This is a genomic window from Neisseria musculi (assembly GCF_014297595.2).
Lineage (GTDB): Bacteria > Pseudomonadota > Gammaproteobacteria > Burkholderiales > Neisseriaceae > Neisseria > Neisseria musculi.
In genome coordinates this window covers 650,244-674,325 of record NZ_CP060414.2, presented here as the reverse complement: position 1 = coordinate 674,325, position 24,082 = coordinate 650,244, and the positions used below count along the sequence as shown (strand labels likewise).

The window sequence follows — 24,082 nt, the reverse complement described above, 5'->3', positions numbered from 1 at the left end:
GCACCATCTTGATTTTCAAGACCCACCACTTTGTTTGAATCGGCCACCTCATCATAAGCAGCATGTTAAAAATGTGTTTCAACCTCAGACGGCCTGATACATCCCCCCAAAAAAGGGGATCCATTTTGACATTTTCCCCTGACAAGATGGAAGGGGGGGGGGCAAAAGTCATCAGCCTACCGCACCGTCACGCCCGATCCCGAACGCTGTTTCACCCTACACCGTCCGCGTATTCCGTGCATCAAATCATGATTGCGTTTGTCTGCAAGCCGTCAATTCTCCTGCCCGAATCCCTGTTTTGCCGAACAAAACCTTATCCGAATCGGAAACATTCGGCCGTTTGGCCGTGCGTGAAATGATGGATATGGAACTGCCAAATGATGAACCAGCACAGGCAAAGCAGGCGGGCGGCAATGTTTTCGGGAGCAGCGGCATGGAAACACCACCGTGCACGCGTATCGTCCCCTTTTTATCCAACAATGGCCCCCGTACAGGAGGACGCGGCCTGTCGTATCGCCCAATCTAGCAGAGGCAAAACCAGAAGGGCGTTTTATGGATCATCGGTGCGTATCGCCCCCTTGCCCGACAGACGGGCAGAAAGAGCAGCTCCCGCCTCGATCACCCCAATCGGTTTTCTGGCGCATGGGGACACTTTTTCTTTGCCCGCGGTTATCTGCCAGTTGCAGACGATGGGTGTGTTGGAAAAGGTCGGGTTGCTTACACTTTCGATGCCGGACAGCTTGCATTATCTGCCGAAACAACGGCTACATGATTTTCGGGCATGCTCAAGACGGCACGGTTTACCGTGCATTTGGATATTACGGCGAATACACACCCAGGCAGGCCAAAGCCGGCAGCCACCACTTTGTATCTGCCAGAAAACCAAATAGAATACTATAAATCCCGTTATAGGTTCACATCAATGCAGATACCAAATACAAAAGTGTCCCGAAAAAGCAGGGCACGGCTTGGTTGTTACCGATTGAATACACAAACGGCGTTGATACTTCTATATATTATATATATACTGTTTGTGTTATGATGCACATCTCTGAAACCGACCTGCCCATTTCTAATGAACGCCCGCAAAACCTATCTGCTCGGCACTGCCTTTTCCACTGTTTTGTTTATGGCTTTGGTGCTGCTGGGAAGCTGGCTGCTTTCGATTGGAAGCAAACAATTTGCCGTTGCCGCCTTTTTGTTTGCTTTTGCTGCCGTGTTCGGGCAGATTGCCTGCCTGGCGCTCTATATCCGCCAAAATCATCGCAACAAGGCTGCCCAGACTGCCCGACCACAGGAAAACCGCCATGTTTGACCAAATCGTTTTAGCCAGCGGCAACGCAGGCAAACTGAAAGAATTTTCACGTTGGTTCGCCCGGCGCCGCATTGAAGTGCTGCCGCAGTCCCATTTCAACGTGCCCGAATGCCCCGAGCCGCATCCTACCTTTATTGAAAATGCCATCACCAAAGCTCGCCACGCCAGCAAACACAGCGGCAAACCTGCTTTGGCAGACGACAGCGGCATCTGCGCCCGAGCCTTAGGCGGTGCACCCGGCATTTACTCGGCGCGCTTCGCGGGTGAAAATCCGAAATCTGATGCCGCCAACAACGCCAAACTTTCTGCCGAACTGGCCGGCAAAGCCGACAAAAACTGTTATTACGTTTGCGTACTGGCGCTGGTGCGCCACGAAAACGACCCGCAGCCGCTGATTGCCGAGGGCATCTGGCGCGGCGTATGGCAGGACAAGCCCGCCGGCGGCAACGGTTTCGGCTACGACCCGCATTTTTTCCTGCCCGAGCCGGGCTGCACTGCCGCCGAACTCGACCCCGAAACCAAAAACCGCATCAGCCACCGCGCTTTGGCTTTGGAAACGTTGGAAAAGAAAATCGATTTGCTGTATCCGCAGCCTTAAGCCTGCTTGGTAAAACGGCTTTCGGGCATCAATAACGCCGGCAGCAATCCAAACAATTGTCCAAATATTTTGCCACCCTCAGGCCGTCTGAAAACACAGTTTCTGCGAAGCTAAAACGAAGTTTCCAGAAGGAAACCGGTTTCCGCGAAGCTGAAACACTGTTTGCCAGCTGTCCCGCAAACTTTATTACCCCATGAATACCATCACCTTTTCCCGTACCGGCCGTCTCAGCGCCCTGCCGCCTTTGTCGCTTTATATCCATATTCCGTGGTGTGTGCGCAAATGCCCTTATTGCGATTTTAATTCCCATCAGGCCAAAAGCGGCCTGCCCGAAGATGCCTATATCGATGCGCTGCTCACCGATTTGCAGAGCGAGCTGCCGAACATTTGGGGGCGGGCGGTGGAAACCGTGTTTATCGGCGGCGGCACCCCCAGCCTGTTTCAGACGGCCTCGATAGACCGCCTGCTCAGCGGCATACGTTCGCTGGTGAAGCTGCAACCGCAGGCCGAAATCACCCTCGAAGCCAACCCCGGTACATTTGAAAAAGAAAAATTCCAAGGTTTTAAAGACGCGGGCATCACACGCCTTTCCATCGGCGTGCAGAGTTTCAACGATGCCGCGCTGAAAAGTTTGGGGCGCATCCACAACCACCGCGAAGCCTTAACGGCCGTTGAAGCCGCGCAGAATATATTCGAACGGGTGAACATCGATCTGATGTATGCCCTGCCCGGCCAAACCGTTCAGACGGCCTTGCACGATGTGCAAACCGCCATCGCTTCGGGCGCAAGCCATATCAGTGCCTACCATCTCACCATGGAGCCGAACACCCCGTTCGGCCACAGCCCCCCGGGCGGCCTGCCGCAAGACGAAGCCGCGGCCGACATCGAAGAAACCGTTCACGGCGCACTGGCAGCAGCGGGCCTCGCACACTACGAAACCTCCGCATTCGCCCGCCCCGGCCACGCCTGCCGCCACAATCTCAATTATTGGCAGTTTGGCGACTATCTCGGCATCGGTGCCGGCGCGCACGGCAAGATTTCCTACCCCACCGACATCGAGCGCACCGTGCGCAAACGCCATCCCAACGATTATCTGGCCGCGATGCACGGCAGGGTTTCAGACGGCATCGTGCGCAAAACCGTGCCTGCCGCCGAGCTGCCGTTTGAGTTTATGATGAACGTCCTGCGCCTCACCAACGGCGTGCCCGCCGCCCGGCTGCAAGAGCGCACCGGCATACCCGCCGCCCAAATCACCAAACAGATTCAGACTGCGCAGGCAAAAGGCCTGTTGGAGACGGACCCGCTGTATTTCAGGCCGTCTGAAACCGGCCGGCGGTTTCTCAACGATCTGCTGCAATGCTTTTTGTGAAAAAGCGGCGTTGAATCCTTGGGGTATGGCGGTGCCTTAAAAAAACTGCAAAAGAGCGGGAAAACCCAACCCTTGCGCTGCCTTGCAGCCGTTTATATGCAGCCCGTAAGCAAACTCCCCGGCCATGCCGCTTTGCGCTGCGCCAGCCCGCTTCGTCCTGCCGATGCCGCAACTGTATTTGCTGCCCTTTGCCGGCAGGAGAAATAAAAATTGAACCGCGTTGCCCGACAGCGGCACTGATTTTAAAAGGTTTGCCGCACGGGATGCTTTTTAGCCCGCTAAAAGGCCGTCTGAAAAATATCGTTCAGACGGCCTTTGTCGGTTTTCACCGCCATTGAAATCACAAACCCAGCGCATCGGCGTGAAACTCGATATGGCTGTCGATAAAGGTGGCGATAAAATCATAATTGTGGCCGTAACCTTCGCGCAGGTTAAACTGCACGTTAAAGCCGTTGCCGCGTGCAGCATCCACAAACGGCTGCGGCTGCAGTATGTGCGGATAAAACTCATCGGCGCTGCCCTGGTCGATCAATACCGGCAGCCTGTCGGCGGCGGTTTGCACCAGCTCGGTGATGCCGTATTGCGCCCGGCTTTCCGGGCTGCCGCCCGAGCGGGCAGCAACGGCTTTCTGCCCCCACGGCATTTTTGCCGGGTCGGTAACCGGCGCAAAAGCAGAAACCGCCGCATAGCGTTTGGGATAGCTCAGGGCAGTCTGCAAGGCACCGTAACCGCCTATGCCGTGGCCGGCAATGCTGCGCTGGCCGTTCGCGGGAAAATGCGCTTCGATTAAGGCCGGCAATTCGTTTTCGATATAGCGGCACATCTGATAATGTGCCGCCCACAGCCCACAGAGGGCATCGGCATCAAAACCTGCACCCTGCCCCAAGCCGCAGCCGGCACTGTCTGCTGCGCCTGCACCGCGTACCGGGGCATCGGGAATCACTAAAGCGATTCCCCATTGAGCCGCGAAACGCGCCGCCCCCGACCACAGAGGGAAGTTTTCACCGGCGCAGGCCAAGCCCGGGAGCCAATATAAAACCGGCACACGGTAACCCTGCAGCACCTGCGGCGGCAGATAAACGGCAAACGTCATTTCACATTGGCCGCGTTCGGAAAAATGACGGTAACGCTCATGGCTGCCGTTAAACATTTTGTTGCGGGAAACTAAGGTCAATCTACTCATCTTAACTGCCTTCATCGTGCTTTCAGACGGCCTTTTGCCTTTGCAGAATTTATTTGCCTTTGCAGAATTTATTGGCACACCTGCAAAAACACCTGTGCCACCTGCCCCTCTTGTTTTTTGAGGATGCCTTGTGATTTTGGAAGTTTTCATAAAAAACGGCAGGTGCCCGCCCCGTGCATGGCGGACATCAAAATTTCAGGGCTGAAATGGCGTGCTGCCGCCACAACCCCGGCCTAGACTGCAGGCCGTCTGAAAACCTCAATTTAACAAACCTAATAACAAACCGCGCTGCAAATGGATTTTGGTGTGCCGGCAAATGCCGCACCGTTATGCCGGCACCGGCAAACCCTTATCCGGCAATTTATACTGCCACTGCAGCTTTGATGTGCGGGTGGGGATCGTAGCCGGTCAGTTCGAAATCTTCAAATGTAAAATCAAACAAATTTTTTACCTCGGGATTGAGCTTCATCTGCGGCAGCACGCGCGGTTCGCGGCTGAGTTGCACTTCGGCCTGCTCGAAGTGGTTGCTGTAGAGATGGGCATCACCGAAGGTGTGCACAAATTCGCCGGGCTGCAAACCGCACACCTGCGCCATCATCAGGGTGAGCAGCGCGTAGCTGGCGATATTGAACGGTACGCCGAGAAAAATATCGGCGCTGCGCTGGTAAAGTTGGCATGAAAGTTTGCCGTCGGCAACATAAAACTGAAACAGCGCGTGGCAGGGCGGCAAAGCCATTTCATCCACCAGCGCGGGGTTCCAAGCCGAAACAATCAGGCGGCGGGAATCGGGATTTTTTTTGATTTGGTCAATCAGGTTGGTAATTTGGTCGATATGGCGGCCGTCGGACGCCGGCCAGCTGCGCCACTGGTAACCGTAAACCGGGCCCAAATCGCCGTTTTCATCGGCCCACTCGTCCCAAATCGAAACGTTGTGGTCGTTCAGATATTTGATATTGGTGTCGCCTTTTAAAAACCACAGCAGCTCGTGGATAATCGAGCGCAAGTGCAGCTTTTTGGTAGTAAGCAGCGGAAAGCCTCCGCTCAAATCGAAACGCATCTGGTAGCCGAACACCGAGCGGGTGCCGGTGCCGGTGCGGTCGGATTTGTCGGTGCCCTGTTCGAACACATGGCGCATCAGGTCTAAATAGGCTTTCATAAGTTTCCTTGCAGTTTTTCAAAAGTGCTACGGGGGCATCATCGCAAGCGGATTGTATAACACTTTGCCCGATGATTGGCGGCCGCAAAATTCTGCGGCAAATCAAACCTGAAAAATAAAATTTCGGCTGTTTTTTATTTTTTCGCCAATCAATAATTAAAATTATATTTCATTTAATATAAAATAAAAAATTTATATTTTAAAAATATATAAAATTAAAACATATAAAACCCAAAATCATTTTAGGCCGTCTGAAAATCGCTAACAATCTGCCTTAATTTCTTCTTGGCAAATGGCGCAAAAGGCGTTTATATTTCGAACAATGGAATGAACACAAATCAATTCCACAATTAACCTCCACTTGATTTTATAGCCTTATTTGAATTTCTTTTTCTGTCATTTCAACCCATCTGAATCGGAGAGACCTATGTCTGTAAATCTGAACAGTTTGTTTGAGCAAATCAAACAGCGCGATCCCAACCAACCCGTTTTCCACCAAGCCGTTGAAGAAGTATTCGGCAGCCTCGCCCCTTTCTTGGCGAAAAACCCGCAATATACCCGACACGGCCTGCTCGAGCGCATCGTTGAGCCGGAGCGCGTGATTATGTTCCGCGTGTCGTGGGTGGACGATAACGGCCGGGTGCAGGTAAACCGCGGCTACCGCGTACAGATGAATTCGGCCATCGGCCCCTACAAGGGCGGCCTGCGCTTCCACCCCACCGTGGATTTGGGCGTGCTGAAATTTCTGGCATTCGAGCAAGTGTTTAAAAACGCGCTGACCACGCTGCCGATGGGCGGCGGCAAAGGCGGTTCCGACTTCGACCCCAAAGGCAAGAGCGACGGCGAAGTGATGCGCTTCTGCCAAGCCTTTATGAGCGAACTCTACCGCCATATCGGTGCCGACACCGATGTGCCCGCCGGCGACATCGGCGTGGGCAGCCGCGAAATCGGCTTTTTGTTCGGCCAATACAAAAAACTGCGCAACGAATTCACTTCTGTGCTCACCGGCAAAGGCCTGGCATACGGCGGCAGCCTTATCCGCCCCGAAGCCACCGGCTACGGCACAGTTTATTTTGCCGACAATATGCTCAAAACCAAAGGCAACAGCATGGCGGCCAAGAAAGTTTTGATTTCCGGCTCAGGCAATGTGGCGCAATATGCCGCCGAAAAAGCGATTCAGCTCGGTGCCAAAGTGCTGGCCGTTTCCGATTCCAACGGCTTTGTGAAATTCGCCGACAACGGCATGACCGAAACGCAACTGGCAGCACTAATCGAGCTGAAAGAAGTACGCCGCGAGCGTTTGTCGGTTTACGCCAAAGAGCAGGGGCTGGAATACTTTGCCGGCCAAAAACCGTGGGGCGTTCCCTGCGATGTGGCCCTGCCCTGCGCCACCCAAAACGAGCTTGACGAAAGCGATGCCCAAACCCTGCTGGCCAACGGCTGTTTCTGCGTGGCCGAAGGTGCCAATATGCCCTCTACACTGGGCGCGGTCGAAGCGTTTGTCAAAGCCAAAATCCTGTATGCGCCGGGCAAAGCCTCCAACGCAGGCGGCGTAGCCACTTCGGGACTGGAGATGAGCCAAAACCACATCCGCCTTTCTTGGACGCGCGAAGAAGTAGACCGCCGCCTGTTCGGCATTATGGAAAACATCCACGAAAACTGCGTGGCCAACGGCAGCGAAGGCAGCTATGTGAACTATGTAAACGGAGCCAATATCGCAGGCTTCAAAAAAGTGGCCGAAGCCATGCTGGCGCAAGGCGTGGTTTAACCCGATCCGCCTTTGACTGAAACAAACCGAAAGGCCGTCTGAAACGTTTCAGACGGCCTTTCTGCTTAAAGCCCGAACGGTTCCCCGGCTTCAACGTATCCGCCATACATTCAGGCCGGGCAGTTTCCCCCTTACCGGCATTGCTCCGCCTGATGGAGGCGAGACACTCCCTTGCGCGCTTTCAGACGACCCGTATCGGTTGTCTTTATGCTGTTGAACGGCAGGCTTTTTCAACGCAGCCCTGCACATTTCCGTGCCGTTTTTTTTGATCGGCACGGCACAGCAGGTGCGGCCGCCGTGGCTGCACGAAATGCAGGCGGCGGTGCGCCTACAGGTTTCGGCCTGCGGCACTGTTGCCGGCCGGTTGAAACGGGCAGCGGGTCTCTCAGGTTGGGCAACCGCTGCCGATACCGTTTGAAAACGGTGCATTTTCAGGCGGCTGCCGGCAAGCCATGCAGGTATAAACCGGGCGTGGGGCTTGCGGCCCTGCCCCGCAGGCGGCGCAGCCGGCATCGGAAATGCAAGGCGGAAACAGCGGCCGATGCGGCGGCATACTTTGCCGCGCCCACCCGAAAACCGTTTGCCCGCCGTGATGAGGATGCGGGTGGCGAAGCCTGTCGCATCGGGAATAAAAATGATGGAAAACAATGATTTGTGGATGATACACTATTGCCCCCTTCGTCAGGTTTGCGACCGGCCCGAAGACGGAGCAACCCCGTCAAGGCCGTGATGGCGGCGTGCCGTTTTTTTCCGGGCATTTTCCTCCCGATGGAGGCTGTCCTTGCTCGGTTTCAGACAACCTTTGCGCTCCGTTTGGGCAGTCGGCGCGGGGCGCAGGGCAGAAAGTCATGCAGGGCCAGTTTGCGATTCGGCCGTCTGCAAGCGCCTGCTGACCGATGGCCGGCCCGGGAAGGCGGTTGATAAAAAGCGGGCGTTTTTTCGGCCGTCCCCGCCGGCAAAGCGGGGAGGCATCGGACGCCGGCATATTGACGGGCGGTGAATCCGGCAAAAGGCGGGATGGGCGGCAATCTGAAACGGCATGGCGGCGATTTCCGGCTGGAAAACGTGGTTGTGGTCGTCTGAAACGGACTCGCCAGGAGTTCACGCCCGCCTTCTTTGCCTGATGCCGGCCCGGCGTTTGACAGGTTCCATACCCATCATTTCGCGAGTGACCAAACGGCCGGATGCTCCGCTTCGGATAAGGTTTTGTCCGTCAAGTCAGGGGCTCGGGCAGGAGGATTAACGGTTTGCAGACAAGCGTAATCATCATTGGATTCACAGAATACGCAGACGGTGTAGGGTGTGAAACAGCGTTCGGGTTCGGGCGTGACGGTGCGGCAGGCTGATGACCTTTGCGCCCTTCCACCTTGTCAAGAGAGAATGTCAAAATGGATCCTTTTTTTGGGGGGGGATATATCAGACCATCTGAAAGTTTGGCAGACGGTTTTCAGACGGCCACTGCTATCCGATAAACCTTATTTTTTGTGATTGTCCAATTGTGGCAGCACTAATCCTTTTCCCGATGGGAGCAGGCCGGTTTGCGAATAGAGGCTGAGTTTGGCGCGGGTGTCGGTGATGTCGAGATTGCGCATGGTCAGTTGGCCGATACGGTCAAGCGGGGTGAAGGCGGCGTTTTCCACTTTTTCCATGCTCAGGCGTTCAGGGGCGTAGGTGAGATTGGGCGATTCGGTGTCGAGAATCGAATAGTCGTTGCCGCGGCGCAGTTCGAGCGTGACTTCGCCGGTGATGGCTTTGGCCACCCAGCGTTGCGTGGTTTCTCTAAGCATCAGTGCCTGGCTGTCGAACCAGCGGCCTTGGTAGAGCAGGCGACCGAGGCGTAGGCCGTTGATGCGGTATTGTTCGATGGTGTCTTCGTTGTGGATGCCGGTAAGCAGCCGTTCGTAGGCGGTGTGCAGCAATGCCATGCCGGGGGCTTCGTAGATGCCGCGCGATTTGGCTTCAATGATGCGGTTTTCTATTTGGTCGCTCATGCCCAGGCCGTGGCGGCCGCCGATGCGGTTGGCTTCGAGAAAGAGGGCAACGGGGTCGGCAAATTCTTGGCCGTTTAAAGCCACCGGCATGCCTTCTTCAAAGCGTATGCGCACTTCTTCGGGCGCTACCGTCACATTTTCATCCCAAAAGGCCGTGCCCATAATCGGTTTGACGATTTTGATGCTGCTGTTTAAAAATTCCAAATCTTTCGCTTCGTGGGTGGCGCCAAGCATATTCGAATCGGTGGAATAGGCTTTTTCTACCGACATTTTATAATCGAAGCCGTGGGCGGTTAAGAATTCGCTCATTTCTTGGCGGCCGCCCAGCTCATCGATAAAGGTTTGGTCGAGCCAGGGTTTGTAGATGCGCAGGTTGGGGTTGGTGAGCAGGCCGTAGCGGTAGAAGCGTTCGATATCGTTGCCTTTATAGGTGGAGCCGTCGCCCCAGATATGTACATCGTCTTCTTTCATGGCGGCTACCAGCATGGTGCCGGTTACGGCGCGGCCAAGCGGCGTGGTGTTGAAATAGGTGGTGCCGCCTGTGGAAATGTGGAAGGCACCGCACTGAATCGCGGCGATGCCTTCATGGGCAAGCTGGCTGCGGCAGTCAATCAGGCGGGCTTTTTCGGCACCGTATTCTTCGGCTTTTCTCGGGATGGCGTTGTAGTCGCTCTCATCGGGTTGGCCGAGATTGGCGGTGTAGGCATAGGGCAGCGCGCCTTTGAGCTTCATCCACAACAGCGCGGCGGAAGTATCGAGGCCGCCCGAAAAGGCAATGCCGACTTTTTGGCCTGCGGGCAGGCTTTGCAAAATAGTATGGTTATGCTGGCTCATGGGAAATCCTGTCGAATATGGAAATGCCGTTTCAGACGGCTCGAAAACGGTTTATTATTGTATGAATCTGCCTGTTCGTCCAGCCCGGGGCGGTTTCAGACGGCCTATCCAATAATTCATGCTTTATCGATGGAAATTGCGTGCCATGATTGATTTCAATTTAATGATTATCGGCGATGAGATTCTGCACGGCAGCCGCAGCGACAAACACTTCGCCTTTTTCAAGCAGCTGCTGGAATCACGCGGCCTGCGTTTGGGGCAGGTGCAATATCTGCCCGATAACAGGGCGCTGTTGGCCAAACAGTTGCGCCGCAGTTTTTCAGACGGCCTACCTGCCTTTATCACCGGCGGCATCGGTGCCACCCCGGATGACCACACCCGGCAGGCCGCTGCCGATGCCTTGGATGTGCCGCTGGTCCGCCACCCGGAGGCAGCGGCGCTGATAAACAGCCTGTCGGCCGGGCAAGGCAGCAGCCCCGGTTCGCCTGAACACCAAAGGCGGCTTCAGATGGCCGACTTCCCTGCAGGCTCCGTCCTGATACCCAACAGCTACAATTCGGTTGCCGGGTTTTCGATACGCAGCCATTACTTTATGCCCGGCTTTCCCGTGATGGCGCACCCGATGGCAGAATGGGTGCTGCACACCTATTATGCCGACCGCTTCCACTCCGTGCGCAGCGGGCAGCGTTCGGTGTGGCTGCCCCATATGCCCGAATCGCGCATTGCCCCGCTGATGGATTATCTCGAAACCGAATACCCCGGCATACACACTTTCAGCCTGCCCAACCTGGGCGGCTGCAGCAGCAACGGCAATACCGTCCCGCCGCATATCGAATTCGGCATCAAAGCCGCCGGCAACGCCTGCGCCCTGATAGACGCGGCCTGGGCTGATGCGCTGAAACAGTTGGCCGCCACCGGCGCGCAGATTGTCCGCCACCCGCCCGAATAGCTGTTACCCGAAAACGCACCAAACCACAGTGCATCAGGCCGTCTGAAAACCTTAACAGGGGGTAGTTCCGCGATAATTTCAGACGGCCTTGTTCCCCACCCCGCCGCGTATCTTTCAAACCAACACCGCCGTGCTGAAAACAAAGGCCGTCTGAAAGCCCTGCAAAACGGTTTCAAGATAATTGTCAGACGGCTTGGCCGTTCGGCCTTATTTTGAAAGCCCGCTGCGATTGGAAATAAACCCGAGGCCGTCTGAAAAACTGCAAGATGCTTTCAGACGGCCTTAACGAACCGCCCCTGCATACTCCCCGCCGGCTTTGGCAAAACCGCAATCTGAACCCGAAACGGCAGGCGGGTGGGCAAAGGGCAGCCGCTGTTTTCAGACGGCCCTGCTCCCCACCCCGCCGCGTATCTTTCAAACCAACACCGCCGTGCTGAAAACAAAGGCCGTCTGAAGACCCTGCAAAACGGATTCAAGATAATTGTCAGACGGCCCGGCCGTTCGGCTTGTTCTGAAATTTCGACCGCGTTTGAAAATCAAACTTCAGGCCGTCTGAAAATAGGCGGGACGGCGTCATGATAATTTTCAGATTCGGTTTCCAGGTTTTGCCCGGCACGGGTTTGACGCGGCGCAAAAGCCTGCCACTCCTTTGCGAGTAGGCGGCTGTTCTGCCTTGTGATGCGGTATAATCCGCCATTTTCCATACCCCATCAGGCCGTTTGAAATCTCCCGGCCGCCTGTTTTCATACTGCCCGGGGCGGCGCACGGCGGCACAGAAGCGGACAAGGCGCGGCCGCACAACAGGAGCACAATATGACCGAAACCATAGAACGCGAAAGTATGCAGTATGATGCAGTAATCGTTGGCGCGGGCCCGGCGGGCTTGTCGGCCGCCATCAGGCTCAAGCAGCTTGCCGCGCAGGCCGGCCGCGAAATCAGCGTTTGCGTGGTGGAAAAAGGCTCCGAAGTGGGGGCGCATATTTTATCGGGCGCGGTTTTCGACCCCGCCGTGCTCGATGAGCTGCTGCCCGACTGGAAAGCCCAAGGCGCGCCGCTCACCCTGAACGTAACCGCCGACCAAGTGCTGTTTCTCACCCGAAACAAAGCCTTCAAGCTGCCCGTTACCCCCAATTTCAACAATCACGGCAACTATATTGTCAGCCTGGGTGCATTATGCCGCTGGCTGGCCGGACAAGCCGAAGGCCTCGGCGTGGAAATCTACCCCGGCTTTGCCGCCGCCGAAGTGCTTTACCATTCCGATGGTTCGGTGAAAGGCATTGCCACCGGCAATATGGGCGTGGGCAAAAACGGCGAAGCCACCGAAATGTTTCAGCCCGGCATGGAGTTGCGGGCGCAGCAAACCATTTTTGCCGAAGGCAGCCACGGCTCGCTCAGCCGCCAAGTGATTGAAAAATACGCGCTCGAGCGCGACAGCCAGCCGCAAACCTACGGCATCGGCATCAAAGAAATCTGGGAAGTGCCTGCCGCCCAATGCCGCCCCGGGCTGGTGATGCACAGCACCGGCTGGCCGCTCGATACCCGAACCTACGGCGGCTCGTTTATCTATCATCTTGACAACAACCGTGTGGCAGTAGGTTTTGTGGTGGGTTTGGACTATCAAAATCCCTATCTTTCGCCGTTTGAAGAATTTCAGCGTTTCAAAACCCACCCCGAAATCCGCAAAACCTTTACCGGCGGGCGGCGCATCGCCTACGGCGCACGCGCGCTTACTGAAGGCGGCCTGCAAAGCCTGCCCAAACTTGCTTTTGGCGGCGGCGTGCTGGTGGGTGATGCGGCAGGCTTTTTAAACGTACCCCGCATCAAAGGCATACACACCGCCATGAAATCGGCCATACTGGCGGCCGAGGCCGTATTTTCCGTGTTGGAAAGCGCCGAAGCCGCCGAAACGGCAACCGGCGGCAAAACTGCCTATGCCTACGAAGATTTGTTCAAACGAAGCTGGGCCTATCGCGAGCTTCGCGCCGCCCGCAACATCCGCCCCGCTTTCAAATGGGGGCTGTTTCCCGCCATGGCCTATACCGGGTTGGAACAATATCTGTTCAAAGGCAGAATGCCGTGGACCATCAAGCATCACGCCTCCGACCACCGTACCCTGAAAAAAGCCGCCGCAGCCCGCCCCATCGACTACCCCAAACCCGACGGCAAACTCACTTTCGACCGTATGAGCAGCGTGTTTCTCGCCAACCTCAGCCACGAAGAAAACCAGCCTACGCATCTGAAGCTGAAAAATCCGCAGACCATGGTTGACGTAAACCTCAAGGAATACGCCGCCCCCGAAACACGTTACTGCCCGGCCGGCGTGTATGAAATCGTGGAAGAAAACGGCAGGCCGCGGCTGCAGATTAATGCGCAAAACTGCGTTCACTGCAAAACCTGCGACATCAAAGATCCAACCCAAAATATCCGCTGGGTTTGCCCCGAGGGCGGCAGCGGCCCGAATTACGGCATGATGTAGCCCGATAGGTTTTTGCCAAAGCCACCGAAGACGTTCAGACCTCTGAAAAATGTTTTAGCGTTGTAGAAACTTCCCTGTCGGCGTTTTTCGCGCACTGGGCTTGACTGCCGTACTGGCTTTCGGCATCCCCTCTCTTTGGTTATGGTCTGTTTCGTTAAGCGTGCCGGCAGAGGGCGGCGGCATTGCCTGGGATTCGCCCCGGTATCTGGCCGTTTCGCTCTGCCAGGCTGCCGCTGCCTGTTTATGCCTGCACCGTTTGGCGGTCCTGTACCTGCTGCGCCGGCGCACTGCCCGCGGCAGACTCTGCGGATAAACAAAACCCATACGGCAGCTGCTGCCGTATGGGGAGAAAGAGAAGCGGGGAGATCCTGTTTTGGGAGACAGCTGTTCACAGGCAGAACAAAGGCCGGTGTGCCGCCCGTCTCCTACTTGGCCGGTTTCTTCACTGCCGGCTGCGCTTTCCCCGCTGCTTTGCCCTCTACCGTTGCTTCCTCCCTCAACTTGGACAGAATCCCTTCGCCTATCCCTTTCACATTCTTCAAATCGTCCACGCTTTTAAAGCTGCCGTTCTGACTGCGGTACTCCACTATCGCGGCAGCCTTCGAGGGCCCTATCCCCGGCAGCGCCTTCAGCTCCTCCGCCGTTGCCGTGTTGATGTTTACCGCCGCCAGCAACAGCGTCGGGGTTATCGCGCTCAAGATACCCAATAAATAAAGTTTCAGTTTCATGGTTTTGCTCCGTAATGAATATTGTGGCGGTACCGCCCTTCTTCCCTCATCTGTCCGGTACTGCATTCATCATAAACGATGGGTCCCGTTTTTCAAATACTTTTCCGCCGGCAAACGGTAACCATGGTAACTGTTGTTGCCGTCCGGCAACACTTTACTTTTGGGATTTGGATTGGTTCCCTTATTCCGTTATCTCTGCGCTTCTATAGCGTTTCCCGTTTGTTGTTTTCTGACCGAAAGCAAGCCCCCGATACTTCCGTACCGGGGGCTTTGAAGGGGTGTCTGGCAGTGACCTACTTTCACATGGGTATCCACACTATCATCGGCGCTGGGTCGTTTCACGGTCCTGTTCGGGATGGGAAGGCGTGGGACCAACCCGCTATGGCCGCCAGACTTAAACTGTACAAATCAAAAAGCCGTTACGGAGGTTTTGCTCCGCTTATTTATTCTTTAACCAACATTGCGAGTATCGGTGATGAAGTATCTTCATCGGTAAGCTTTATCTCTGAGGCTTTGTTTATGTTTCAAAGTCCTTCAAATGATAGAGTCAAGCCTCACGAGCAATTAGTATGGGTTAGCTCCACGCGTTACCGCGCTTCCACACCCCACCTATCAACGTCCTGGTCTCGAACGGCTCTTTAGTGCGGTCAAGCCGCAAGGGAAGTCTCATCTTCAGGCGAGTTTCGCGCTTAGATGCTTTCAGCGCTTATCTCTTCCGAACTTAGCTACCCGGCGATGCGACTGGCGTCACAACCGGTACACCAGAGGTTCGTCCACTCCGGTCCTCTCGTACTAGGAGCAGCCCCCGTCAAACTTCCAACGCCCACTGCAGATAGGGACCAAACTGTCTCACGACGTTTTAAACCCAGCTCACGTACCACTTTAAATGGCGAACAGCCATACCCTTGGGACCGACTACAGCCCCAGGATGTGATGAGCCGACATCGAGGTGCCAAACTCCGCCGTCGATATGAACTCTTGGGCGGAATCAGCCTGTTATCCCCGGAGTACCTTTTATCCGTTGAGCGATGGCCCTTCCATACAGAACCACCGGATCACTATGTCCTGCTTTCGCACCTGCTCGACTTGTCGGTCTCGCAGTTAAGCTACCTTTTGCCATTGCACTATCAGTCCGATTTCCGACCGGACCTAGGTAACCTTCGAACTCCTCCGTTACGCTTTGGGAGGAGACCGCCCCAGTCAAACTGCCTACCATGCACGGTCCCCGATCCGGATCACGGACCTGGGTTAGAACCTCAAAGACACCAGGGTGGTATTTCAAGGACGGCTCCGCAAAAACTGGCGTTTTTGCTTCTCAGCCTCCCACCTATCCTACACAAGTGCCTTCAAAGTCCAATGCAAAGCTACAGTAAAGGTTCACGGGGTCTTTCCGTCTAGCAGCGGGGAGATTGCATCTTCACAACCATTTCAACTTCGCTGAGTCTCGGGAGGAGACAGTGTGGCCATCGTTACGCCATTCGTGCGGGTCGGAACTTACCCGACAAGGAATTTCGCTACCTTAGGACCGTTATAGTTACGGCCGCCGTTTACCGGGGCTTCGATCCGATGCGCTAACATCTTCAATTAACCTTCCGGCACCGGGCAGGCGTCACACCCTATACGTCCACTTTCGTGTTGGCAGAGTGCTGTGTTTTTAATAAACAGTCGCAGCCACCGATTCTCTGCGACCCTCCAATGCTTACACCGCAAGGGCTTAACATCAGAGGGCATACCTTCTCCCGAAGTTACGGTATCAATTTGCCGAGTTCCTTCTCCCGAGTTCTCTCAAGCGCCTTAGAATTCTCATCCTGCCCACCTGTGTCGGTTTGCGGTACGGTTCTGATCCAACTGAAGCTTAGCGGCTTTTCCTGGAAGCGTGGTATCGGTTGCTTCGTATCCGTAGATACTCGTCGTCACTTCTCGGTGTTTTGAGCGCCCGGATTTGCCTGAACACTCCACCTACCGGCTTAAACAAACTATTCCAACAGTTTGCCAACCTAACCTTCTCCGTCCCCACATCGCATTGAATCAAAGTACGGGAATATTAACCCGTTTCCCATCGACTACGCATTTCTGCCTCGCCTTAGGGGCCGACTCACCCTACGCCGATGAACGTTGCGTAGGAAACCTTGGGCTTTCGGCGAGCGGGCTTTTCACCCGCTTTATCGCTACTCATGTCAACATTCGCACTTCTGATACCTCCAGCATGCTTTACAGCACACCTTCTACGGCCTACAGAACGCTCCCCTACCATGCGCCAGGCGCATCCGCAGCTTCGGTTACAGATTTGAGCCCCGTTACATCTTCCGCGCAGGACGACTCGACCAGTGAGCTATTACGCTTTCTTTAAATGATGGCTGCTTCTAAGCCAACATCCTGGCTGTCTGGGCCTTCCCACTTCGTTTACCACTTAATCTGTCATTGGGGACCTTAGCTGGCGGTCTGGGTTGTTTCCCTCTCGACAACGGACGTTAGCACCCGCTGTCTGTCTCCCATGATTGCACTTTCCGGTATTCTTAGTTTGCCATGGGTTGGTAAGTCGCAATGACCCCCTAGCCATAACAGTGCTTTACCCCCGGAAGTGATACATGAGGCACTACCTAAATAGTTTTCGGGGAGAACCAGCTATCTCCGAGTTTGTTTAGCCTTTCACCCCTATCCACAGCTCATCCCCGCATTTTGCAACATGCGTGGGTTCGGACCTCCAGTACCTGTTACGGCACCTTCATCCTGGCCATGGATAGATCACTCGGTTTCGGGTCTACACCCAGCAACTCTGCGCCCTGTTAAGACTCGGTTTCCCTGCGCCTCCCCTATCCGGTTAAGCTCGCTACTGAATGTAAGTCGTTGACCCATTATACAAAAGGTACGCAGTCACCCCAAAAGGGCTCCCACTGTTTGTATGCATCAGGTTTCAGGTTCTGTTTCACTCCCCTCCCGGGGTTCTTTTCGCCTTTCCCTCACGGTACTGGTTCACTATCGGTCGATGATGAGTATTTAGCCTTGGAGGATGGTCCCCCCGTCTTCAGACAGGATTTCTCGTGTCCCGCCCTACTTGTCGTATACCCAGTACCACCATTCGGATTTCGAATACGGGGCTATCACCCGCTATGGCTGACTTTTCCAAGTCATTCTTCTATCCCAACGGCTATCGTATACAGGCTCCTCCGCGTTCGCTCGCCACTACTTGCGGAATCTCGGTTGATTTCTTTTCCTCCGGGTACTTAGATGGTTCAGTTCTCCGGGTTCGCCTCTCCGGAGCTATGTATTCACTCCGGGATACTTAGTAAACTAAGTGGGTTTCCCCATTCGGACATCGCGGGATCTCAGCCTTATTGCCGGCTCCCCCGCGCTTTTCGCAGGCTTACACGTCCTTCTTCGCCTATCATCGCCAAGGCATCCACCTGATGCACTTATTCACTTGACTCTATCATTTGAAGAACCTTCCGACTTCGCAGTAACCGGCGTTGACTACCAATCCTGCTTAGATTCCCTAATCTGATAAAGCTTACTGCTTTGTTGTGTACCATATCCTGCCTTTTGTCTTTCAGGATACGGTCGATACAATCATCACCCAAATACTGCGGCCGGATTCTTTTCAGACGGCCTCAACCGCCCAAACCCCGGCATCTTGCAGATGCCCGAGTCAAATCCGACCAACTTTGTCTTTGTTTGTTGATTTCGGCTTTCCAATTTGTTAAAGAACAATGCGGTATCGGGAATGTTTGTTCCCAACAACGCAAATCAAAGCAAACTTTACAATCCGCTTTCATTTGCACTGTTTTGGTGGAGGCAAACGGGATCGAACCGATGACCCCCTGCTTGCAAAGCAGGTGCTCTACCAACTGAGCTATGCCCCCAATCATGGTGGGTCTGGGAGGACTTGAACCTCCGACCCCACGCTTATCAAGCGTGTGCTCTAACCAGCTGAGCTACAAACCCAGGCCCCGTTACGGACAACAAACATTGCGCCTGCCCTCCGAAACCTTTAACCGCATCTTCAATGCCACAGTTCACCGATAAGTGTGGATGCCCCAAACCCTCTTCTTTTCTCTAGAAAGGAGGTGATCCAGCCGCAGGTTCCCCTACGGCTACCTTGTTACGACTTCACCCCAGTCATGAAGCATACCGTGGTAAGCGGCCTCCTCGCGGTTAGCCTGCCTACTTCTGGTATCCCCCACTCCCATGGTGTGACGGGCGGTGTGTACAAGACCCGGGAACGTATTCACCGCAGTATGCTGACCTGCGATTACTAGCGATTCCGACTTCATGCACTCGAGTTGCAGAGTGCAATCCGGACTACGATCGGTTTTATAGGATTGGCTCCGCCTCGCGGCTTGGCTACCCTCTGTACCGACCATTGTATGACGTGTGAAGCCCTGGTCATAAGGGCCATGAGGACTTGACGTCATCCCCACCTTCCTCCGGCTTGTCACCGGCAGTCTCATTAGAGTGCCCAACCAAATGATGGCAACTAATGACAAGGGTTGCGCTCGTTGCGGGACTTAACCCAACATCTCACGACACGAGCTGACGACAGCCATGCAGCACCTGTGTTACGGCTCCCGAAGGCACCCTTCCGTCTCCGAAAGGTTCCGTACATGTCAAAACCAGGTAAGGTTCTTCGCGTTGCATCGAATTAATCCACATCATCCACCGCTTGTGCGGGTCCCCGTCAATTCCTTTGAGTTTTAATCTTGCGACCGTACTCCCCAGGCGGTCGATTTCACGCGTTAGCTACGCTACTAAGGCATCAAGTGCCCCAACAGCTAATCGACATCGTTTAGGGCGTGGACTACCAGGGTATCTAATCCTGTTTGCTACCCACGCTTTCGGGCATGAACGTCAGTATTGTCCCAGGGGGCTGCCTTCGCCATCGGTATTCCTCCACATCTCTACGCATTTCACTGCTACACGTGGAATTCTACCCCCCTCTGACATACTCCAGCTACCCAGTTCAGAACGCAGTTCCCAGGTTAAGCCCGGGGATTTCACATCCTGCTTAAGTAACCGTCTGCGCCCGCTTTACGCCCAGTAATTCCGATTAACGCTCGCACCCTACGTATTACCGCGGCTGCTGGCACGTAGTTAGCCGGTGCTTATTCTTCAGGTACCGTCATCAGCAGTTGATATTAGCAACCACCTTTTCTTCCCCGACAAAAGTCCTTTACAACCCGAAGGCCTTCTTCAGACACGCGGCATGGCTGGATCAGGGTTGCCCCCATTGTCCAAAATTCCCCACTGCTGCCTCCCGTAGGAGTCTGGGCCGTGTCTCAGTCCCAGTGTGGCGGATCATCCTCTCAGACCCGCTACTGATCGTCGCCTTGGTAGGCCTTTACCCCACCAACCAGCTAATCAGACATCGGCCGCTCAGATAGCGCGAGGCCGTAAAGTCCCCCGCTTTCCTTCTCAAAGTGTATGCGGTATTAGCCGCCCTTTCGGACAGTTATCCCCCACTACCCGGTACGTTCCGATGCATTACTCACCCGTTCGCCACTCGCCGGCAGAAGTGCAAGCACTCCCCCGCTGCCGTCCGACTTGCATGTGTAAAGCATGCCGCCAGCGTTCAATCTGAGCCAGGATCAAACTCTTATGTTCAATCTCTAACTTAAAACTTCTGGTCTGCTTCAAAGAAACCGACAAGTCTGTTCCTTGTCTGTCTCTACGCAGTGCAGGGCCTAAGGCACCCACACTTATCGGTAATCTGTGTTGTTAAAGAACAGCTCCGACACCGGAGCAGAAAGCGAACTATACACAACCCCAACTCCAACCGTCAACACAATATACAAAAAATCAATACAAAAAAATTACAACAAAATGTTTTACTTGAATATTTTATTCAACACACCCCCACTTTATCCAACACCCCCCTCAAAAAACAACACTCTCAACCCGAAAAAACCGCTTTCAGACGGCCTGTCATAAATCCTTACTTTGTTCAGAAACAAAAGCACGTATAATCTGCCCGTCCGATCATTTTTAAGGTCTCTAAGGATATTATGAATTTTCCCTATCGTGTTGTTCCGTCTTCCCGTTTGCGCCGCATGCGTAAAGACGATTTTTCCCGCCGTCTGATGCGCGAACACTCGTTGAGTGCCGATGATTTGATTTATCCGGTTTTCGTATTGGAAGGCCGTAATCAAGAAGAATCGGTTGCCTCTATGCCGGGCGTAAAACGCCAAAGTTTGGATAAGTTGTTGTATACGGCAGAAAAAGCTGTGATGCTCGGCATCCCTATGTTGGCCTTGTTCCCCGTGATTACACAGCATAAAACCGAAACGGCACAAGAGGCTTACAACCAAGACGGATTAGTGCCGGTGGCAGTCCGCAAACTACGCGAAACCTTTCCTGAGTTGGGTATCATGACGGATATTGCACTTGATCCTTACACCATTCACGGACAAGACGGCATAACCGATAATTCAGGCTATGTGCTGAACGATGAAACCATCGAGGTGTTAATCAAACAGGCTCTTTGCCATGCCGAAGCCGGCGCACAGGTAGTGGCGCCTTCAGATATGATGGACGGCCGCATTGGCGCCATCCGCAGGGCGCTGGAAAAGCAAGGCCACATCCACACCCGTATTATGGCGTATTCGGCCAAATATGCTTCGGCTTTTTACGGGCCGTTCCGCGATGCAGTAGGTAGTTCAGGCAACTTGGGCAAGGCCGATAAATTCACTTACCAAATGGATCCTGCCAATTCCAATGAGGCTTTGCAGGAAGTAGCACTGGATATTCAGGAAGGTGCCGATATGGTGATGGTAAAACCCGGTCTGCCATACTTGGACGTTATCCGCCGGGTAAAAGACGAATTCGGCGTGCCAACCTATGCTTATCAGGTTTCGGGCGAATATGCCATGCTGCAGGCGGCCGTCCAAAACGGTTGGCTGGACGGCAGCAAAGTCATTTTGGAGAGTCTGCTGGCATTCAAACGCGCGGGAGCCGATGGCATTTTGACTTATTATGCTTTGGAAGCCGCCAAACAACTGCAATCCGCTAATCGTTGAATATCTGCCGTAACAAAGCGGAGCCGGTAATGCCCCGCTTTTCTTTGCAGCTTAAATTGTCAGCGTCTATACAATCCAGGGGAACTCCATTCTGCGGCCTTTACAAAATTCATTCGGAATCATGAATATAGAAAAATTCAGTATCGCCTATAATTTTTGTTTTTACTTGAAAATCTATTTGAGCATTGCCGGAAATGCGGCAAGCTGCAACAAAACCCTTATATTATTTTATTATTTCTTGAAAATGTTCAAAAACCATCAAACAATTATTCCGATAAAAATACAAGCCGCCGGGTTTAAAAACGCAGCCTGCCCGGCCTTTATCGACATATTGGCGTGCATCAGGCTTCGTCTTCCGCTTCGGTACTCAGATAACTGCTTTGCTTGAGTGCGTGCAGAAATTCGGCAGTGTAGAGTTTGCGCTCGGCAGCCTTCAGTTGCGCCCAACGGGTCTTTTCTTCGAATTTGTTGATGACTTCGTTGGTGGAAAGATGCACATAGTGCAGCATGTCTTCAACGGTATCATGCTCTTCCATGCCTGCAAATTCGATGCCTCCATCGTTGCGTACATAAACATTGACCGAGTCGGTATCACCGAAAAGATTGTGCATATCGCCTAGAATTTCCTGATACGCGCCCACCATAAACACACCCAAAACATACGGTTCGCCGGGGATCAAATCATGCACACTCATGCTGGATTCGATACTCTGCTGATCAACATATTGGCGGATTTTGCCGTCTGAATTGCAAGTTAAATCGTGTAATACAGCGCGGCGGGCTGGGCGTTCGTTAAGGTGGTGAAGAAGCATAACAGGCAGCACCTGGCCAATGGCCCAAGTGTCGGGAAGACTTTGAAACACGCTGAAGTTGCAGAAATACTTGTCGGCCAGCTTGTCGGTGAGATCATCGTAAACCTGGCACTGCGAACGCCGTCCGGCCTGAAGCTGGTTTTTCAGACGGCGGCACAATACCGCGTGAAGCTGTTCGGCCAGTGCTTTTTCTTTCAACGGCACTTTGCCTTCGAGATAGAGCTCGGTTACTTCGGTAAGATAGTGGCCGATGCGGTAATAGGTTTCAGTAACCATTTCGCTGTCATTTATATCGAGATAGGCAATCAACTTTTGGGCAGCGAAAGAAAGGTTTTCTTCATCGGCGATTTCGGGAATCTGCTCGGGCAGGCGCTCGACATCGGTAACGTTCATCACCAGCACAGCATGATGCGCGGTCATAGCGCGGCCGGATTCCGAAAAAATATGCGGATGCGGCACATTATGTTCGTTGCAGTATTCGGCCAACATCGAAACAATAGTGTGGGAATATTCACCCACATCGTAGTTGATGGAACTGGCATTGCGCGAGTGTGTGCCATCGTAATCCACACCGAGGCCCCCGCCCACATCTATATATTCAACCGGCAACCCCAAGCCCCGCAGTTCGGCAAAATAGCGTACGGCTTCTTTAAAGCCCATGCGGTAGTCGGCAATATTAGAAATCTGCGAGCCCATATGAAAGTTCATCAGCTTGACCGTATCATCCAAACCGGCGGCAGCAAGCTTCTCCACCGCAGAGATCAATTGCGCGGCAGAAAGGCCGAATTTGCCTTTTTCACCGCCGGTGTCGGCCCATTTGCTCGATGAAAGCGAAGAAAGGCGCACACGCAGGCCTATATTGGCTTTGATGCCGAGATTTTGTGACTCCTGAATCACCAAATCCACTTCTTCGGCTTCTTTTTCAATCACGATAAATACTTGATGACCGAGCCGTTGGCCCATCAGCGCCAAACGGATAAAGTCGCGGTCTTTATAACCGTTGCACACAATGGTGCCGCCTTTGGGGGCAAAGGCCAATACAATCATCAATTCAGGTTTGAATCCAGCTTCCAGGCCGATAGAAACACCGCTGTTTTTCGGCACAATGATGTTTTTCACCACGCTTTCTTGCTGATTAACCTTAATCGGATAAATCGCCGTATAGCTGCCTTGATAGCTGTTTTTGCGGATAGAGCGGCCAAACGCTGCGCACAGCCGCGCCACACGGTCTTGCAGAATATCGGGAAAACAGAGCAGCATGGGCAGATCCTGCCCGCGCCCGTTGAGCTGGCCCACCAAACCGTATAAATCAACTGTTGTTTCACTTTGGTCGTTGGGACGCACCATCACATGGCCGTTTTCACTCACCGAAAAATAGCGGTCGCCCCAATGGCGGATGCCGTAAAGCGAAGCGCTGTCTGCCGCCGACCAAGACATAATCCGTCCTTCAAAAACAGGGTTGGTAAACGGCATAAATCATAGCACAGGCGGTTGGAGCGGCGGGAAAATTCAAGCGGTTTCCGAGGCGGCAATCAAGCTTTCTGCTTTAGTTTTCAGACGGCCTACATTAAAAACGGCAAGGCGGTATTTTGCAGACAAAAAAAACCATTCATACCAAGGGAGAAGTATGAATGGCTAATACATTGCGGGAAAACGTCTTGCCGGCACCCGCCTCAAGGGAGAGAAAAGGCGTTAGCAGCACCAGCAGTCTGCATTCTAGACCAGTTAGCTTTAAATGGCGTTAATCTGTGCAATTATTTCCATAATTTGGGTTTGCTGTTGTTTATTTGCAAAATGAATAATCATTTTAGGTATAAATCTCAGGAAACTTTTGTGTTATATAGATCTTATTCAGACGGCCTACTATCAGGCCGTTTGCAGAGCACATACGGAT

14 protein-coding genes, 2 tRNA genes and 3 rRNA genes are annotated in these 24,082 nt (G+C 53.7%); 8 read left to right on the top strand and 11 right to left on the bottom strand.

Going from position 1 to position 24,082, the window contains the following annotated elements; genetic code table 11:
* The first annotated feature begins 298 nt into the window (after positions 1–298).
* The 4 genes from H7A79_RS03365 (at position 299) to hemW (ending at position 3,282) form a co-directional block, all read left to right on the top strand.
* Entirely contained in the window at positions 299–526 is a 228-nt protein-coding gene (locus H7A79_RS03365) for a hypothetical protein (protein WP_187001049.1), read from the top strand.
* A 549-nt stretch (positions 527–1,075) separates the two neighbouring features.
* A complete protein-coding gene (locus tag H7A79_RS03360) occupies positions 1,076–1,315 on the top strand; it encodes an NGO_0222 family membrane protein (RefSeq protein WP_135035160.1) in 240 nt (79 codons plus the stop codon).
* Positions 1,308–1,913 (top strand): RdgB/HAM1 family non-canonical purine NTP pyrophosphatase, encoded by a 606-nt coding sequence (rdgB, locus tag H7A79_RS03355; protein WP_187001048.1) that lies wholly within the window; start codon positions 1,308–1,310, stop codon positions 1,911–1,913. Before H7A79_RS03360 ends, rdgB begins: the two co-directional genes overlap by 8 nt.
* Positions 1,914–2,106: 193 nt before the next feature.
* Positions 2,107–3,282 (top strand): radical SAM family heme chaperone HemW, encoded by a 1,176-nt coding sequence (gene hemW / locus H7A79_RS03350; RefSeq protein ID WP_187001047.1) that lies wholly within the window; start codon positions 2,107–2,109, stop codon positions 3,280–3,282.
* Between the two features lie 340 nt (positions 3,283–3,622).
* On the opposite strand, the gene H7A79_RS03345 is transcribed toward hemW, so the two are convergent.
* Both H7A79_RS03345 and H7A79_RS03340 read right to left on the bottom strand, forming a co-directional pair.
* Complete coding sequence (locus tag H7A79_RS03345; RefSeq protein WP_187001046.1) at positions 3,623–4,465, bottom strand: alpha/beta hydrolase-fold protein; 843 nt, start codon at positions 4,463–4,465, stop codon at positions 3,623–3,625.
* A gap of 361 nt (positions 4,466–4,826) precedes the next feature.
* Entirely contained in the window at positions 4,827–5,621 is a 795-nt protein-coding gene (locus H7A79_RS03340; protein WP_135035172.1) for a thymidylate synthase, read from the bottom strand.
* Positions 5,622–6,048: 427 nt separating this feature from the next.
* Between H7A79_RS03340 and gdhA the strand changes: the two genes are divergently transcribed.
* A complete protein-coding gene (gdhA, locus tag H7A79_RS03335; RefSeq protein WP_187001045.1) occupies positions 6,049–7,389 on the top strand; it encodes an NADP-specific glutamate dehydrogenase in 1,341 nt (446 codons plus the stop codon).
* A gap of 90 nt (positions 7,390–7,479) precedes the next feature.
* Here the strand turns inward: gdhA and H7A79_RS03330 are convergent, their stop codons facing one another.
* On the bottom strand, positions 7,480–8,037 hold the full coding sequence (locus tag H7A79_RS03330) for a hypothetical protein (protein ID WP_187001044.1): 558 nt from the start codon (positions 8,035–8,037) through the stop codon (positions 7,480–7,482).
* Positions 8,038–8,864: 827 nt separating this feature from the next.
* Positions 8,865–10,214, bottom strand: coding sequence for an argininosuccinate synthase (argG, locus tag H7A79_RS03325; protein WP_187001043.1), 1,350 nt, complete (start codon positions 10,212–10,214; stop codon positions 8,865–8,867).
* A gap of 145 nt (positions 10,215–10,359) precedes the next feature.
* Between argG and H7A79_RS03320 the strand changes: the two genes are divergently transcribed.
* Positions 10,360–11,163, top strand: a complete 804-nt coding sequence (locus tag H7A79_RS03320; protein WP_187001042.1) for a competence/damage-inducible protein A — start codon at positions 10,360–10,362, stop codon at positions 11,161–11,163.
* 813 nt (positions 11,164–11,976) lie between these two features.
* Entirely contained in the window at positions 11,977–13,638 is a 1,662-nt protein-coding gene (locus H7A79_RS03315; protein WP_187001041.1) for an electron transfer flavoprotein-ubiquinone oxidoreductase, read from the top strand.
* Positions 13,639–14,063: 425 nt separating this feature from the next.
* Here the strand turns inward: H7A79_RS03315 and H7A79_RS03310 are convergent, their stop codons facing one another.
* The 6 genes from H7A79_RS03310 to H7A79_RS03285 form a co-directional block, all read right to left on the bottom strand.
* Entirely contained in the window at positions 14,064–14,360 is a 297-nt protein-coding gene (locus H7A79_RS03310) for a ComEA family DNA-binding protein (RefSeq protein WP_135034493.1), read from the bottom strand.
* A gap of 286 nt (positions 14,361–14,646) precedes the next feature.
* Positions 14,647–14,759, bottom strand: a 5S ribosomal RNA gene (gene rrf, locus H7A79_RS03305).
* 150 nt (positions 14,760–14,909) lie between these two features.
* Positions 14,910–17,793: ribosomal RNA gene (locus H7A79_RS03300) — 23S ribosomal RNA — on the bottom strand.
* Positions 17,794–18,150: 357 nt separating this feature from the next.
* Positions 18,151–18,226: transfer RNA gene (locus H7A79_RS03295), tRNA-Ala, on the bottom strand.
* A 5-nt stretch (positions 18,227–18,231) separates the two neighbouring features.
* Positions 18,232–18,308, bottom strand: a tRNA-Ile gene (locus H7A79_RS03290).
* Between the two features lie 115 nt (positions 18,309–18,423).
* Positions 18,424–19,964 (bottom strand): 16S ribosomal RNA (locus tag H7A79_RS03285).
* Together the 16S, 23S and 5S rRNA genes with 2 tRNA genes alongside form the textbook arrangement of a ribosomal RNA operon.
* A 401-nt stretch (positions 19,965–20,365) precedes the next feature.
* On the opposite strand from H7A79_RS03285, the gene hemB reads away from it, so the two are divergent.
* Positions 20,366–21,376 (top strand): porphobilinogen synthase, encoded by a 1,011-nt coding sequence (gene hemB / locus H7A79_RS03280; protein WP_187001040.1) that lies wholly within the window; start codon positions 20,366–20,368, stop codon positions 21,374–21,376.
* A gap of 341 nt (positions 21,377–21,717) precedes the next feature.
* On the opposite strand, the gene speA is transcribed toward hemB, so the two are convergent.
* Entirely contained in the window at positions 21,718–23,625 is a 1,908-nt protein-coding gene (gene speA, locus H7A79_RS03275) for an arginine decarboxylase (protein ID WP_187001039.1), read from the bottom strand.
* Positions 23,626–24,082: the final 457 nt, after the last annotated feature.